This window comes from Streptomyces sp. C10-9-1 (assembly GCF_024497955.1).
In the GTDB taxonomy this organism is placed as follows: Bacteria; Actinomycetota; Actinomycetes; order Streptomycetales; family Streptomycetaceae; genus Streptomyces; species Streptomyces sanyensis.
The window spans coordinates 111,817-127,026 of record NZ_JANHKP010000004.1; the positions used below are offsets into that span (position 1 = coordinate 111,817).

Consider the following 15,210-nt stretch of genomic DNA (forward strand, 5'->3'; position numbering starts at 1 on the left):
GTCCGGGCGTTGACTCCGGCCGCCGGGCCCCGTACGGTCAACGACGAACAGGAAACTTTCCTAACAGTCTCTGGAGGGTGCACATGGCAGGCCCGCCCCCCGGCACCCCGCCGGGCCCGGCACCCTCCTCCTCGCCCGGCACCCCGCGGGTCCTGCGCGCCATGAACGACCGGGCCGCACTGGAGCTGCTGCTGGAGCACGGCCCCCTGTCGCGGACCAGGATCGGCAACCTCACCGGCCTCTCCAAGCCCACCGCCTCACAGCTGCTGGCCCGCCTGGAGGCCGCCGGACTGGTCGTCGCCACGGGCACCACCGCGGGGCGTCCGGGGCCCGGTGCCCAGCTGTACGCCCTCAACGCGGGGGCGGCCCACGCCGCCGGCCTCGACGTCACACCGCTGCGCATCAGGGCCGCCGTCGCCGACCTCACCGGGACCGTGGTCGGCAGCTGCGAGCTCGCGACCCCGGGGCGGCGCGCCGAGGGCGTGGTCCGTCAGGTCACGGCCGCCCTGGACGGAGCCGTGGACGCCGCCGGCATCACCCGGGCCGGGGTCGGCCGCCTGGTCGTCGCCACCCCCGGCGCCTTCGATCCCGCCACCGGACGGCTGCGCTACGCCTCCCACCTGCCGGGCTGGCACTCCCCCACCCTGCTCGACGAGCTCGCCGCCGCCCTGGAGATGCCCGTCGAGTACGAGAACGACGTCAACCTCGTCGCCGTCGCCGAGCAGCGCCTGGGCGCCGCCCGGGGCCACAGCGACTTCGTGCTGCTGTGGAACGAGGAGGGCCTCGGGGCGGCCCTGGTCATCGGCGGACGGCTGCACCGGGGCTTCACCGGGGGCGCGGGCGAGGTGGGCTTCCTGCCCGTGCCCGGCACCTCGCTGGTGCGCAACGTCGCCCGGGCGGGCAGCGGAGGCTTCCAGGACCTGGCAGGGGCGCGGGCGGTGAAGGACCTCGCCCGGGAGCTCGGCGTCGAGGACGTCGGCGGCGGGCCGCACGCGCAGGCGGCGGCCGAGCTGCTGGCCCGCGCGGCCGCGTCGGACACCGGGCCCTTCGCCCGCCTGCTCGACCGCTACGCCACCGGCCTGGCGACCGGCCTCGCCTCCCTGGTGTCCGTGCTCGACCCCGAGCTGGTGGTCCTGGCCGGCGAGGTGATCGCCGCGGGGGGAGAACCGCTGCGCGAGCGGGTCCGGGCCGAACTCGCCGAGCTCGCCGCACCCCGGCCGAAGCTGGTGGCCGGTGCCGTGCGGGAGGGCCCGGTGCTGCGCGGGGCGCTGGAGAGCGCGCTCGCCGCCACCCGGGACGAGGTGTTCGACACCTCGCGCTGACCGCCCGGGCACCGCGACGCGGGCGGACCGCGGCCAACCGCCCGCGGCGGCTGCCGCCACCCGGCCGTGCCCTCGCGCGCCGGGCGCTCCCGGACCCCCGGCCGCCCATCGCGGCCCCCCGCAGCTTCCACGCACGCAAGGCCTTCGTCGAAGGCGCCACACCGACCGGAGTGAAGGGCAGACCGCACATGAGACTCGCTGTGGTGGGGGGCGGCTCCACCTACACCCCCGAACTGATCGACGGCTTCGCCCGGATGCGGGGGACGCTGCCGGTGACCGAACTGGTCCTGATCGACCCCGACACCGAGCGGCTGGAGCTGGTCGGCGGCCTGGCCCGGCGCATCTTCGCCCGGCAGGGCCACGAGGGGTCCATCACCACCACCGCGGACCTCGACGCGGGGGTGGACGGCGCGGACGCGGTGCTGCTCCAGCTGCGCGTCGGCGGCCAGGCGGCCCGACTGCAGGACGAGACCTGGCCGCTGGACTGCGGCTGCGTGGGGCAGGAGACGACGGGCGCGGGCGGCCTGGCCAAGGCGCTGCGCACCGTTCCCGTCGTCCTGGACATCGCCGAACGGGTCCGCCGCGCCAACCCCGGGGCCTGGATCATCGACTTCACCAACCCGGTGGGCATCGTGACCAGGGCCCTGCTCCAGGCCGGGCACCGGGCCGTCGGCCTGTGCAACGTGGCCATCGGACTCCAGCGCAGGTTCGCCGGACTGCTCGGCGTGGCGCCGTCCGAGGTGCACCTGGACCACGTGGGGCTCAACCACCTGACCTGGGAGACGGGCGTGCGCCTGGGCGGGCCCGGCGGCACCGACGTCCTGCCCGGCCTGCTGGCCGAGCACGGCGGCCGGATCGCCGAGGACCTGCGGCTGCCGCAGCCCCTGCTGGAGCGGCTCGGCACCGTCCCGTCCTACTACCTGCGCTACTTCTACGCGCACGACGAGGTGGTCGGGGAACTGCGCTCCGGGCCCTCGCGGGCGGCGGAGGTCGCCGCCATGGAGAAGCGCCTGCTGGAGATGTACGCGGACCCGGCACTCGACGAGAAGCCCGAGCTGCTCACCCGGCGGGGCGGCGCCTTCTACTCGGAGGCGGCCGTCGACCTGGCGGCCGCCCTGCTGGGCGGTGGCGGCAGCCCCTACCAGGTCGTCAACACCCTCAACCGCGGCACCCTGCCGTTCCTGCCCGACGACGCCGTGGTGGAGGTGCAGGCCCGGGTGGGCCGCGACGGCGCGCAGCCGCTGCCCGTGGCCGGATGCGATCCGCTGTACGCGGGGCTGGTCTCCGCCGTCGCGGCCTACGAGGACCTGGCGCTGGGGGCGGCGCTGCACGGGGGACGCGAGCGGGTCTTCCGGGCCCTGCTCGCCCACCCGCTGATCGGCCAGTACACCTACGCCGAGAAGCTGACCGACAGCCTGATCGCACACAACCGGGAGCACCTGCCGTGGGCCTGAGAGCCGCCGTCCTCGCCATCGACGCGGGGAACAGCAAGACCGACGCCGCGTTCGTCGCGGCCGACGGGACCGTCCTCGCCTCCGGGCGCGCGGGGGGCTTCCGCCCCCCGGCGGCCGGGGTGGCCTCCGCGGTCGACGTCCTGGGCGAGGCGGTCGACCGGGCACTGGCCGGGGCGCGGAGCGCCGGAGCGCCCCTGGAGGGCGCGGAGCACGTGTCCGCCGCGCTGGCCAACGCCGACCTCCCGGTGGAGGAGGCCGAACTCGCCGCGGCCGTCGCAGCCCGCGGCTGGGGGCGCGCCACCGAGGTGCGCAACGACACCTTCGCCGTGCTCCGCGCCGGGCTGGACGAGCCCCGCGGGGTGGCGGTGGTGTGCGGAGCGGGCATCAACTGCGCGGGCATGCTCCCCGACGGGCGCACCGCTCGCTTCCCGGCGCTCGGCAGGCTCTCCGGCGACTGGGGCGGCGGCGGGGGCCTCGCCGAGGAGGCCCTGTGGTGCGCCGCCCGCGCGGAGGACGGGCGCGGGGAGCCCTCGGAGCTGGCGCGCCTGCTGCCGGCGCACTTCGGGCTCCCGTCGGTGCACGCGCTGATCGAGGCGCTGCACCTGGGCGCGATCGCGCCGCCGCGCCGCCACGAAATGGTCCCGGTGCTCTTCGCGGCCAGTACCGCGGGGGACCCCGCGGCCCGTGCGCTGGTGCGGCGCCAGGCCGAGGAGGTGGTCGCGATGGCCGCCGTGGCGCTGGGGCGGCTGGACCTGCTGGACGAGCCGGCGCCCCTGGTGCTGGGCGGCAGTGTGCTGGCCTCCCGCCATCCCCAGTTGCACGCCGACATCGCGGAGTTCCTCGCCGACCGGGCCCCGAAGGCCGTGGTGCACCTGGTGACGGCGCCACCGGTGCTGGGGGCCGCGCTGCTGGGCATGGACGCCATCGGGGCGGGCCCGGAGGCCCGGGAGCGGCTGCGGGCGCACTACGCGGGCTGAGCAGCGGCCGGGACACGGACGCATCTCGCGGGTGGGCGGGCACGGGGCGTCAGGCGCGGGCCGGTGCGCGGACGGACCACGTCCGCGCGCCCGCCCGCGCCTGCCGCATCCGCTTCCGACCCGTTTCGCTCTGCGGAACGGCATTTCACCCGTTCGTGGGGAACCGGTCGCGGGCGGCGGGCGTATACAGAGTGGGGACGACGAGGGGGTGTGCACGAGCCTCGGCCGCGAGGGGGCGCCGTGCACCGGGAGGCGCATGATCGCGTCAGCTGTGGTGTGAAACAGTCCCCTGCGGCCATACTTCTGGCCGGGAGCCATCCCGGTGCCCGCGCGGGGAGCGGGCCGTCGACGACCGAGGGGGAGGTCACGTGGCACACCCGCCGTACGGGGGGACGGCGCACCAGGCCGCCGCCCCGGTCCACCCGGGCCCCGAGCCCGTTCCCGCGTACGCCCCCGCGCAGCCGGCGCCGGCCGGCGGTCGCGGCGCACTGGCCGGTGCCCGCCGCCGGATGAGCCGCGCGGCCACCACCGAGCCCGGCAGGCTGCGGATCACCGGTGCCCTGCTGGCCGTGCTGCTGGCCGTCTTCGGCGCCACCGCCGCCGTGGCGGTCTCCGAGCGCGCGGCGGCCGCGGAGGACGTGGTGGGCCGCAGCCAGCCGCTGAGCCGCGACGCGGCCTCGGTCTACCGCTCGCTCGCCGACGCCAACACCACCGCCTCCACCGGCTTCCTGGCGGGAGCCGAGGAGTCACCGGCCGTCAGGGAGCGCTACGCGCAGGACATCTCCCGCGCCTCGCGGCTGCTGGTGACCGCGGCCACGCACACCGACGCGTCCAGCGAGTCGGGGCGCCAGATCGCCCACCTCAACGAGTACCTCCCGCGCTACACCGGGCTCATCGAGTCCGCGCGCGCCAACAACCGGCTGGGCCGCCCCCTCGGCGGCGCCTACCTCCGGTACGCCGACGCCCTGATGACCGAGGACCTGCTGCCCGCGGCGCGCAGACTCCACCTCGCCGAGTCCGCCCGGCTGGAGGCGGACCACGAGGCGGCGCGCTCCTGGCCCCTGGTCGCGCCGGCCGCGGGGGTGGTGGCGCTCGCCGTGCTGGGCTGGGCGCAGCGGCGCAACTACCTCCTCACCAACCGGGTCTTCAACCGGGGGCTGCTCGGCGCCACGGTGGCGGCCGCCCTGGTGCTGCTGTGGGTGGTCGGAGCCCAGGCGCTCGCGTCGTCGCGGCTGCACGACGCGGACGTGCACGCACAGCGCTCCCTCGACGTCCTCAACGACGCCCGGATCGACGCCCTGCGGGCCCGGGCCAACGAGAACCTCACCCTGGTCGCCCGGGGCGCGGTGCTCACCGACGACGGCAAGGACGACAAGTACGCCGCCGAGTACGCGCAGACCATGGACACCCTGGGCGCGGCCCTGGAGAAGGCCCTGCACCACGCCGACGACGAGGAGGGCCGACGCCCCGTCGACACCGCCGTGCGCGCCATGGGTGAATGGCGGACGCGCCACGACGGGGCCGCCGGGGCCGACCGGGAGGGGGACTACGAGGGGGCCGTCCGGAAGGTCATAGGCCGGGAGGGCTCGACCAACGAGTGCTTCGACGCGGTGGACGCGGCGCTCGCCGAGGCGCTGGCCCACGAGCAGCGGGAGTTCACGGCGGCGGCGGTCGCCGGCCGTTCGGCGCTCGACGGGCTGGCGGCCGGGGCCGCGCTGCTGACGCTGACCGGGGCGGTGGCCGCGATCCTGGGCGTCAACCGCAGACTGGCGGAGTACCGGTGAGAGGAGGAGCGATGACGGACCACGACGGCAACCGCGAACGGGAACCGGCCGGCCGACGCGCCGCGGGCGGGCGCGCGGGCCGCTTCCGGCTGCGCGGCTGGGGAGGCGTCGCCGGTATGGCGGCGGCCTGCGCGCTCGTGGCCTCGCTCGCCCTGCCGGCGCTCTCCCCCGCCCCCGCCGGTGAGCCGCTCGCCACCGCGCCCGCGGGCCGGGAGCGGAGCACCGTACGCGAGGCGGAGGACTGCACCGACCCCGAGGCGTCGCTGCGCCCGTCGACGGCCGGCGGCCCGAACATCGACGCCATCAGGCAGCGCGGCAAGCTGATCGTCGGCATCGACCAGAACAGCTACCGCTGGGGTTACCGCGATCCGGTCGGCGGCGGGCTGGAGGGCTTCGACATCGACCTCGCGCGCGCGATAGCCGCCGACATCCTCGGCAGCCCCGACGCGGTGATATTCCGCGCGATACCCACCAACCAGCGCATCCCGGCACTGGAGACCGGCCGGGTGGACATCGTCGTGCGGACCATGACGATCACCTGCGACCGCATCGAGCAGGTCGCCTTCTCCACCGCGTACTTCCGGGCCGGCCAGCAGGTCCTGGCGCCGAAGAGCTCACCGGTCACCGGGTACGACGCGTCGCTGGAGGGCCTGCGGGTCTGCTCGGCCGAGGGATCGACGGCCTACGAGGCCCTGGAGCGGAACAGCTTCGGCGCGGTCTTTGAGGACGAGCACGACGGGCAGCCGCAGGACGAGGACCTCCTCACGGTGCCCAACCAGCTCGACTGCCTGGTCCGCCTCCAACTGGGCCTGGTGGACGCCATCGTCACGGACAACGCCCTCGCGGCCGGCCAGGCCGCGCAGGACCCGGCGGTGGAGCTGAAGGGCGACGGCCCGTTCACCACGGAGTACTACGGGGTGGCCACCGAGCTCGGGAAGGACGACCTGGTCCGCCGGGTGAACCACGTGCTGGAGGAGTACCGCAAGGGCCCGTGGATGGAGGCCTACCGCACGTGGCTCGAGGACGACCTGCCGGGTGTCACCGGGCCCCCGCAACCCATCTACCGGGCCGGGTAGCGGGCAGGGCGGGGGCGCGCCGGGGCAGCCGGGCACGAGGGCGGTGGACGCCGGGGCACTCGGCGGTCACGGGCACCGCAGAGGCAGCGGGCACGGGGAGCAGGTCGCAGGCCGGGCGGAGGCACGGGCGCGCAGGAACGGAACACGGACACACGACGGAACGGCAGCCCGCACACCGCGGGCTCGTGCGGGAGAGGAGAGTTGACCGATGGGCGTCGCGGAACCCTTCCCCGACTCCGCGGGGGCACCGCAGGAGCGGGTGATGGACCGGGACGGGGTGGACCGGGCCCTGTCCCGGCTCGACGCCGAGCACGAGGCCGTCGAGACCTCGCTCCTCGCACTCCAGGACCACGCCGGACGCCGCCTGCTCGAAGGCGCCCAGCTCAGCGGCACGACCGAGGAGCGCTGGGCGGCCGCCGAGCGGTCGATCGCCCTGCTGTGGAGCTGCTTCGACGCCTACGCCGCCGCGCTGGCCCGGATCCACGAGCTCCGCGCCCGCCGGCGCTGGCCGAGCCGCGAGGACCTGGCGGAGCTCACCGAACGGCTGCGGGGGCGCAGCGTCACCGTGGCCGCCCCGCCCGCGGCGCACCCCGGGTCCGCCGGAGCCCCCGCCAGGCTCGCCGAGGCGTTCACCCTGGAGGAGCTGGTCTCCCGGATGAACGACCTCTACGCGGCCTCGCTGGACACGATCATCACGGCGGACGCGGTCTGGTCGGCGCTGCCCGCCCGGATAGACCTGCTCGCCGCCGAGCTCCGGCGCACCAGGTCGCTCGCCCACTCCGCGGGGGTGCGTCCCGGTGAGCACCCGGCCGGCGACGAGCTGGACTCCCTCACCCGTGAACTCGCCGACCTGCGGGCCCAGGTGCTGACCGACCCGCTGCGGTTCTGGCAGGCCGCACCCGGCAGCTCGGCCCCCGGCGGCGGCCGCCCCGACACCCGGCGGTACGACCGTGCCGCACGCGACCTCGAGGACGTCCGCCGGGAGGTCGAGGCCGTGCTGCAGGTGCGCCAGGACGCCGAGGAGCGCCTGCTCCGCCTGCGGGACGTGCTCTCCCGGGCGGACCGCACCCTCGCCGAGGCCCGTACCGCCCGGGGCGAGGTGCTGGCGAAGATCGCGTCCTGCGAGGTGCCCGCCGTGGGCGGCCCGCCCACGGCCCTCCAGGAGCGGCTGGCGCTCGCCGCCGACCACCGCAGGCACTCCCGGTGGCACCGCCTCTCGCCGCTGCTGGATGCGCTGGAGCGGGAGGCCGAGGACGAGCTGCACCGGGCCCGGGAGTCGCTCGGCGCCGTCACCGCGCCGCTCGCCGTCCGCGCGGAGCTCCGCGGACGGCTGGACGCCTACCGTGCCAAGGCGGCACGTCAGGGACTGGCCGAGGACCCGGTGCTGGCCGGGTGGTACGACACGGCGCGGCGGATGCTCTGGAGCGCCCCCTGCGATCTGCGCGCCGCCGAGCAGGCGGTCCTGCGCTACCAGGACGCCGTCGCCGAGGCGGGCGCGCCCGGCGGCGGGTTCCGGGCCGGGGACCGCGGAGGGAACGGATGAACGGCGACCGGCAGTGCCAGCGTCCCGGCTGCGGCGGCGCGTACGAGGACATGGGCGGGGGCGAGCTGTACTGCGGCACCTGCGGCCTCGCCCCCGTGGTGTCGCCCACCGGCATGGTGTCCTCGCCCCCCACGGGCGTGGCCGGCGGCGGTGCCGGCTCGTCCTCCTCCCGCGGCAGCGCCCGCTCCTCGCAGGGCTCGGCCCGCTCGTCCTCCTCCCGCCGGTCGGTGTCGGGGCGGCTGTCGCGCTCGCTGAGCGGTTCCGGCGCCTGGGCCCGCTCGGTCTCGGTGCGCAGTTCGGGCTCCGCCTCCGCCTCCTCCGGGCGGAACCGGCTCGGCGCCGGCCTGGTGACCGTGCCGGAGGTGCCACGGCCCGATCCCAGGTCGGCGGTGATGGCCCACCCGGAGGTCCCGGAGCGCAAGCGGTTCTGCTCCCGGTCCGACTGCGGCGCGCCGGTGGGCCGCGCCCGCGGCGGACGGCCGGGCCGCACCGAGGGCTTCTGCACCAAGTGCGGCCACCCGTACTCCTTCGTGCCGAAGCTGCGGGGCGGCGACATCGTGCACGGCCAGTACGAGATCGCGGGCTGCCTGGCGCACGGCGGCCTGGGCTGGGTCTACCTCGCCGTGGACCGGGCCGTGTCCGACCGCTGGGTCGTCCTCAAGGGCCTGCTGGACACCGGGGACCAGGACGCGATGGCCGCGGCGATCTCGGAGCGGCGGTTCCTCGCCGAGATCGAGCACTCCAACATCGTGCGCATCTACAACTTCGTCGAGCACCTCGACCAGCGCACCGGCTCCCTGGACGGCTACATCGTCATGGAGTACGTGGGCGGCAGGTCGCTGAAGCAGATCGCGAACGCCCGCCGCGGCCCCGACGGGCGCCGCGACCCGCTGCCCGTCGAGCAGGCGTGCGCCTACGGGATCGAGGCGCTGGAGGCGCTCGGCCACCTGCACAGCCGGAACCTGCTGTACTGCGACTTCAAGGTGGACAACGCCATCCAGCAGCAGGACCAGCTGAAGCTGATCGACATGGGCGCGGTCCGGCGGATGGACGACATGGAGTCGGCGATCTACGGCACCGTCGGCTACCAGGCCCCCGAGGTCGCCGAACTCGGCCCGTCGGTGGCGTCCGACCTGTACACCGTGGCGCGGACCCTCGCGGTGCTCACCTTCGACTTCCAGGGCTACACCAACGTCTTCGTGGACCGCCTGCCGGAGCCGGAGCACATCGCCGCCTTCCAGGCGTACGAGTCGTTCTACCGGTTGCTGGTCCGTGCGACGGACCCGGATCCGGCCCGGCGGTTCGCCTCGGCGCAGGAGATGGCCGAGCAGCTGACGGGGGTGCTCCGGGAGGTGATCGCCCTCCAGACGGGCCGCCCCCGCCCTGCGGTCTCCTCCCTCTTCGGGCCCGAACTGCGCGTCCCGGACACCGGGTTGTTCCCGCGCCGGGGCGGAGAGGTGTCGCAGCTCGGTGCCCGCGGTCGCGGTGGACGGGCGGAGCCCCCGCCGGGCGGCGTCCCCGCCCAGCGCACCGGGGGCGCGCCGCCCGGCGGGATGCGGGCCCCGGTGCCGCTGGCCCCGCACCTCGCGCCGCTCGACGTCCGGGCCTGCGCCCTGGCGCTCCCCGTGCCGCGGGTCGATCCGGAGGACCCCAACGCGGGCTTCCTCGCCGGTGTGGCGGGGGCGGCCCCGGCGGAGGTGCTCGCCGCGCTGCGCTCGGTGCCCGCGGCCTCCACGGAGACCCTGCTGCGGGAGGTGCGGGCCCGGTGGGAGGCCGGCGACGCGGGTGCGGCGGCCCGGACGCTGGCCGCCCTGGAGAGCCGCCACCCCGACGACTGGCGGGTGGTCTGGTACCAGGGCGTCACCGCTCTGGTCACCGGGGACGACGCCTCGGCCGCCCTCGCCTTCGACGCCGTGTACGACGCCTTCCCCGGCGAGTGCGCGCCCAAGCTGGCGCTGGGCCTGTGCGCGGAGGTGCTCGGGCAGCTCGACAACGCGGCCGACTACTACCGGCTCGTCTGGGCGACCGACCCGGGCCATGTGAGCGCCGCCTTCGGGCTCGCCCGGGTGCAGCTCGCCGCCGGGGACCGCCAGGGCGCGGTGGTGACCCTGGAGTCGGTGCCGGAGTCGTCCATCCACTACACCGCGGCCCGGGTGGCCTCCGTGCGCTCGCGCCTTCGGTGGCGCGCCGCCCGGGAGCCGCTGCTGCCCGACCTCTCGGCGGCGGCCGCGCAGGTGGAGGCGCTGGCCGGACTCGGCCTGGACGCGGTCCGCCGGGAGGAGCTGGCGACGGAGGTCCTGGGGGCGGCGCTGGACTGGGTACTCTCCGGTAGTCCCGGGGCCCGGCCGCCCTCCGCGGCCTCTCCGGCCGTACCGAGCGCGGGCGCACCGGCGGTGCTGCTCGGCAGTGAACTGGACGAGCGCGGCCTGCGCTTCGGACTGGAGCGCTCCTTCCGGGTCCTCGCCCGGCTCGCCCGGCACGGGGAGGAGCGGAGAGAGATGGTGGAGCGGGCCAACCGCTACCGCCCCCGGACGTGGGTGTGATCGATGGCGCACATGCACCAGTCGGCCGAGCGGCAGTCCTGCCCCGGCTGCGAGGAGCCGGTGGAACCCGGCGACCGTTTCTGCGGGGTCTGCGGACGGGACCTGTCCGCGCTCCCCGCGCCCGCCCGCCCGGCCCCGGCGGGCCCGGGCGCCCCGGTGGAGTGGCCCGCGGCCGACGGCACGGACACCTCCGGCCTGGCGCCGCGCACCCAGCAGCCCGGCGACCTCCCGGGCACGGACTCCGGGGGCGGTGGGCTCCCGGACCACCCGGCCGCTCCGGACGCGGCCGCGTCCGAGCCGCCCGCCACGCCACCCGCGCCGGCCGTCCCGCGGCCCGCCGCGCCGACGGCGCCCCCGGGCGCCGCGCCGCAGCCCGATGCGGACGCGGGTCGCGAGGCGGCGCGGCGGGAGCCCGGTCCGGCCCCGGTGTGCCACGACCGCCCGGGTGCCGGGGACTTCGAGCTCGCCGCGCCCCGGCCCGCCGCCCCACCCGCGGTGGACCCGCGGGCGGTGCACCCGCCCGCCTCGGCGCCCGCCGCGCGCGGCCGGGTCTGCGTGGCCTGCCGGTCGGGCCGGGTGGACCCCGACGGCTACTGCGAGAACTGCGGGCACGCCCAACCCCGCGAGCGGGACCACGTCGAGCAGGAGCTCGGCGCGGTGGCCGCGGTCAGCGACCGCGGACTGCGCCACCACCGCAACGAGGACGCGTTCGCCGTGTCCTCGACGGCACTGCCCGACGGCTCCCCCGCGGTCCTCGCCGTGGTCTGCGACGGCGTCTCCTCGGCCACCCGGCCCGACGAGGCGTCGGAGGCCGCCGCCCGCGCCGCGAGCGAGCGGCTGCTCGCCTCCCTGCCCCGCGGCACGCACCCGCAGCAGGCCATGCACGAGGCGATCGTGGCCGCGGCGGAGGCGGTCGGCTCCCTGGCCGACCCCGGGGGAGGCGTGCCGGAGGAGGACCACCGGCACCGGAACGCGCCCGCGTGCACCATCGTCGGCGCGGTCTGCGCCGGTGGGCTGCTGGTGGTGGGCTGGGTCGGCGACAGCCGCGCCTACTGGGTCCCCGACGACCGCAGCGGCCCTCCGGCCCGCCTGACGGAGGACGACTCCTGGGCGGCGCAGATGGTCGCCGCGGGCCTGCTGAACGAGGCGGAGGCGTACGCCGACGAGCGGGCCCACGCCATCACCGGCTGGCTGGGCGCCGACGCCGTGGAGGTGGAGCCGCACACGGCGGCCTTCAAACCGGACCGTCCGGGAGTCGTGGTGGTCTGCACCGACGGCCTGTGGAACTACGCCGAGGGGGCTCAGGACATGGCCCGCGCCGTGCCGCCGGACGCCGCCGAACGGCCACTGCACAGCGCGCGGACCCTCGTCGGCCACGCACTCGACGGGGGCGGCCACGACAACGTGACGGTGGCCGTGCTGCCGTTCGCCGTGGCCGCCGACGGGCCGGGGCCCGCCGGCGGCAGGGAGTAGGAGGTGCGCAGGAGGCCCCGCCCGGCACGCGGCGACCGGCACGCGCATCCGCCGCGGTGCCGGAGCCGTCCGGGTGCGCACGGCGGGAGGGCGGGCCCCCGCCCCGCGACCGCACCCGTGTGACGCGCGGGGCCCGTCCTTCGGCAGCGCGCCGCTTTCCCCGGCACGCCCAGGATCCGACCGTCCGTCCCCGTCCCGCTCCCGAGGAGCCGATCAGATGGCCGTGTTCGCCAAGTCCCCGGTGCCCCGCTTCTCCGTCGGCATCCACCAGAACGAGTACCTCCCCGAGGGCGGGAGCGAGGTCCACGCCGTGGTGACCGTGACCGCGACGGGCGGCGGGGCGACCGGCTCCGCCGGTTCCCGGGCCGGGTTCGTGATCATGGTCGACTGCTCCGGCTCGATGGACCACCCTCCGGCGAAGCTGCGCCACGCCCGGGAGGCGACGGCGGCAGCCCTGGACACGCTGCACGACGGGGTCGCCTTCGCCGTGGTGGCGGGCACCCACGAGGCCGTCGAGGTCTACCCGGGCGGCGGCAGGCTGGCCGTCGCGGGCCCTGCCACCCGCGCCGCGGCGAAGCAGGCACTGGGCGGGCTGGCGCCGGGCGGGGGCACCGCGATCGGGACCTGGCTGCGGCTGGCCGACCGGCTCCTCGGCTCCGCGGAGGTGTCCGTCCGGCACGGTGTGCTGCTGACCGACGGGCGCAACGAGCACGAGTCGCCCGAGGCGCTCCGGGCCGCGCTGGACGCCTGCGCGGGGCGCTTCACCTGCGATGCCCGCGGCGTGGGCACGGACTGGGAGGTGCGGGAGGTCACCCGGATCGCCTCGGCCCTGCTGGGGACGGCCGACATCGTCGCCGACCCGAGCGGTCTGGCCGGGGACTTCACCGCGATCGCGGAGCGCGCCATGGGCAAGTCGGTGGCCGACGTCCGGCTGCGGGTGTGGACTCCCGCCGGGGCCGGGATCGTCTTCGTGAAGCAGGTCGCCCCGTCCCTGGAGGACCTGACCGGGCGGCGCGCCGAGGTTCCCCCGCGGGCCGGCGACTACCCGACCGGCTCCTGGGGGGACGAGTCCCGCGACTACCACCTCTGCGTCCGCGTCCCGCCGGCCGACGTGGGGCGGGAGATGCTGGCGGCGCGGGTCTCCCTCGTGGCCCCCGCGACGGGCGGGGACGCCCCCGAGGTGCTGTCGCAGGGGCTCGTCCGCGCGGTCTGGACGGCGGACCCGGCCGTGTCCACCCGGATCAACCCCCAGGTGGCGCACTACACGGGGCAGGCCGAGCTGGCGCAGGCGATCCGGCAGGGCCTGCGGGCGCGCGCATCGGGGGACTTCGGCGGCGCGACCGCGAAACTGGGCCGTGCCGTCCAGCTCGCCGCACGCTCGGGGAACACGGACACGGCGAAACTCCTTTCGAAGGTGGTGGAGGTGGTCGACGCCGCGACCGGTACTGTGCGACTGAAGGCGAAGGTCGCGGACGCGGACGAGATGACGCTCGACACGCGGTCCACCAAGACCGTTCGCGTGAAGAAGTAGCGGCCGGAAGGGTCGGCAGCGCCGGCCGCCAGGACGCGTACAGGCACGTCCGAGCAGAAGCGAGCCGGCCCCGGGGGGCCGAGAGGGAGAGGGGGGAGCGCCGACATGCCGACCTGCCCGAACGGACATCAGTCGGGTTCCGACGACTGGTGCGAGGTGTGCGGCCATCGCATGAGCGGTGCCGGTGCTCCTCCGGGAGCGATGCCGCAGCCTCCCCCGCCGCCCGGGTACGGCTACCCGGGGCCGGCCGATCCGCACGCCACCGCCCAGGCCGAGCTCTGCCCGCAGTGCCGCACGCCCCGGGACGCCACGGCGTCGTTCTGCGAGGAGTGCCGGTACAACTTCGTGACCCATACGGCCACGTCGTACACGCCCCTCGCGCCGCCGTCCGCGCCGGGCCCGAACCTGCCGCCCGCCTTCCGGACCGGGCCCCCTCCGCAGGGGCCGCCGGGGGCGCCAGCCCAGGGCACCCGGCACCCCGACTCCTTCGCCTACCAGGACTCGCGGCCCTCTCAGGTCAACCGGCCCGCCGAGCCGCTGGGCCAGGAACCCGGCCCGGAGGCCGGCGCCCCCGAGCCCCCGCCGGGCTTCCCTCCGCCGGGTGCGCCGCACGCTCCCGGCGCCTTCCGGCAGGCCGAGCCCGGTCCCCCCGTACCGCCGCAGCAGACCGGCGGGGGCGACGACTGGCTGCTGCCGCCTCCGTCGCGGACGCAGTCCCCTCCCCCGCCGCCCTCGCCCCAGGCGACGCACGCCCCTCCCGCGCCCCCGAGGCCGCACGGGCCTTCCGCACCCCACGGGCCGCAGGGACCGGCTGCACCCCAGCCGCACCAGGGGCCCTACGCACCGCAGGGGCCCATGGCACCGCCGCCGCCCCACGGGCAGCAGGCGCCCTCGTCGGACCAGTCCGCTCCCCCGGGGCACCAGGGACCGCCGACGGGGCACGGCGGCTACCCGCCGCACCAGGACGGCACGCAGCAGGCCCCCCAGGGCGGCCCGCAGCACGGCACGGGGCACCCCCCGCAGTTCCCGGCCCCCCCGCCCGGCCCGGACAGCTGGACCGCGGTCGTCGGGCCGGACCGCGCGTACTTCACCGCGATGATGCAGCGCAGCGGCCCCGAGGCGGCCGCGCTGAACCTGCCCGCCTACTCCCCCGAGCGGCACGTGCCGCTCACCGGGAGCCAGGTGACCATCGGGCGGCGCAGGCACTCGACGGGAGAGGCCCCCGACATCGACCTGTCCGTGCCGCCGGAGGATCCGGGCGTCTCCCACCAGCACGCGGTGCTGGTGCAGCAGCCCGACGGCTCCTGGGCCGTGGTGGACCAGAACTCGACCAACGGCACGACGCTCAACGGCGCCGAGGACCCGATCCAGCCCTACGTCCCCGTCCCCCTCCACGACGGCGACCAGGTGCACGTCGGCGCCTGGACGACCCTCACGCTCCGCCGGGGCTGACCGGGGCCGCCGCAGGCCGCGGCCCCGGTCCGTGCGGGCCGGGACCGCGGCCGTG

At 76.8% G+C, this 15,210-nt stretch carries 10 protein-coding genes; all 10 read left to right on the forward strand.

Going from position 1 to position 15,210, the window contains the following annotated elements:
- Positions 1 to 83: 83 nt before the first annotated feature.
- The 10 genes from NPS70_RS06975 (at position 84) to NPS70_RS07020 (ending at position 15,155) form a co-directional block, all read left to right on the forward strand.
- Positions 84 to 1,322, forward strand: coding sequence for an ROK family transcriptional regulator (locus NPS70_RS06975; protein WP_256523159.1), 1,239 nt, complete (start codon positions 84 to 86; stop codon positions 1,320 to 1,322).
- A 188-nt stretch (positions 1,323 to 1,510) separates the two neighbouring features.
- Positions 1,511 to 2,776 carry a 6-phospho-beta-glucosidase gene (locus NPS70_RS06980; RefSeq protein ID WP_256523160.1) on the forward strand — a complete coding sequence of 422 codons (1,266 nt, stop codon included), beginning with the start codon at positions 1,511 to 1,513 and terminating at the stop codon, positions 2,774 to 2,776.
- Positions 2,767 to 3,753, forward strand: coding sequence for a BadF/BadG/BcrA/BcrD ATPase family protein (locus NPS70_RS06985; RefSeq protein ID WP_256523161.1), 987 nt, complete (start codon positions 2,767 to 2,769; stop codon positions 3,751 to 3,753). Before NPS70_RS06980 ends, NPS70_RS06985 begins: the two co-directional genes overlap by 10 nt.
- Positions 3,754 to 4,121: 368 nt before the next feature.
- Positions 4,122 to 5,537, forward strand: a complete 1,416-nt coding sequence (locus tag NPS70_RS06990; RefSeq protein WP_374211949.1) for a hypothetical protein — start codon at positions 4,122 to 4,124, stop codon at positions 5,535 to 5,537.
- A gap of 11 nt (positions 5,538 to 5,548) precedes the next feature.
- A complete protein-coding gene (locus NPS70_RS06995) occupies positions 5,549 to 6,613 on the forward strand; it encodes a glutamate ABC transporter substrate-binding protein (RefSeq protein ID WP_256523162.1) in 1,065 nt (354 codons plus the stop codon).
- Positions 6,614 to 6,821: 208 nt separating this feature from the next.
- Positions 6,822 to 8,156: a hypothetical protein gene (locus NPS70_RS07000; RefSeq protein ID WP_256523164.1), complete on the forward strand. Its 1,335-nt coding sequence runs from the start codon at positions 6,822 to 6,824 to the stop codon at positions 8,154 to 8,156.
- Entirely contained in the window at positions 8,153 to 10,699 is a 2,547-nt protein-coding gene (locus NPS70_RS07005) for a serine/threonine-protein kinase (protein WP_256523165.1), read from the forward strand. Before NPS70_RS07000 ends, NPS70_RS07005 begins: the two co-directional genes overlap by 4 nt.
- 3 nt (positions 10,700 to 10,702) lie before the next feature.
- Complete coding sequence (locus tag NPS70_RS07010; RefSeq protein WP_256523166.1) at positions 10,703 to 12,172, forward strand: protein phosphatase 2C domain-containing protein; 1,470 nt, start codon at positions 10,703 to 10,705, stop codon at positions 12,170 to 12,172.
- Between the two features lie 217 nt (positions 12,173 to 12,389).
- A complete protein-coding gene (locus NPS70_RS07015; protein ID WP_256523167.1) occupies positions 12,390 to 13,703 on the forward strand; it encodes a VWA domain-containing protein in 1,314 nt (437 codons plus the stop codon).
- A 105-nt stretch (positions 13,704 to 13,808) separates the two neighbouring features.
- The gene (locus tag NPS70_RS07020) at positions 13,809 to 15,155 is read left to right on the forward strand and encodes an FHA domain-containing protein (RefSeq protein ID WP_256523168.1); all 1,347 of its coding nucleotides are present in this window, start codon (positions 13,809 to 13,811) and stop codon (positions 15,153 to 15,155) included.
- Positions 15,156 to 15,210 lie beyond the last annotated feature (55 nt).

What these genes read in the sequence shown, in the direction of transcription:
- NPS70_RS07010 (WP_256523166.1), top strand. Translation starts at nt 10,703, where the DNA reads ATGGCGCACATGCACCAGTCGGCCGAGCGGCAGTCCTGCCCCGGCTGC.
- NPS70_RS07005 (WP_256523165.1), top strand. Translation starts at nt 8,153, where the DNA reads ATGAACGGCGACCGGCAGTGCCAGCGTCCCGGCTGCGGCGGCGCGTAC.
- NPS70_RS06995 (WP_256523162.1), top strand. Translation starts at nt 5,549, where the DNA reads ATGACGGACCACGACGGCAACCGCGAACGGGAACCGGCCGGCCGACGC.
- NPS70_RS07000 (WP_256523164.1), top strand. Translation starts at nt 6,822, where the DNA reads ATGGGCGTCGCGGAACCCTTCCCCGACTCCGCGGGGGCACCGCAGGAG.
- NPS70_RS07015 (WP_256523167.1), top strand. Translation starts at nt 12,390, where the DNA reads ATGGCCGTGTTCGCCAAGTCCCCGGTGCCCCGCTTCTCCGTCGGCATC.
- NPS70_RS06975 (WP_256523159.1), top strand. Translation starts at nt 84, where the DNA reads ATGGCAGGCCCGCCCCCCGGCACCCCGCCGGGCCCGGCACCCTCCTCC.
- NPS70_RS06980 (WP_256523160.1), top strand. Translation starts at nt 1,511, where the DNA reads ATGAGACTCGCTGTGGTGGGGGGCGGCTCCACCTACACCCCCGAACTG.
- NPS70_RS07020 (WP_256523168.1), top strand. Translation starts at nt 13,809, where the DNA reads ATGCCGACCTGCCCGAACGGACATCAGTCGGGTTCCGACGACTGGTGC.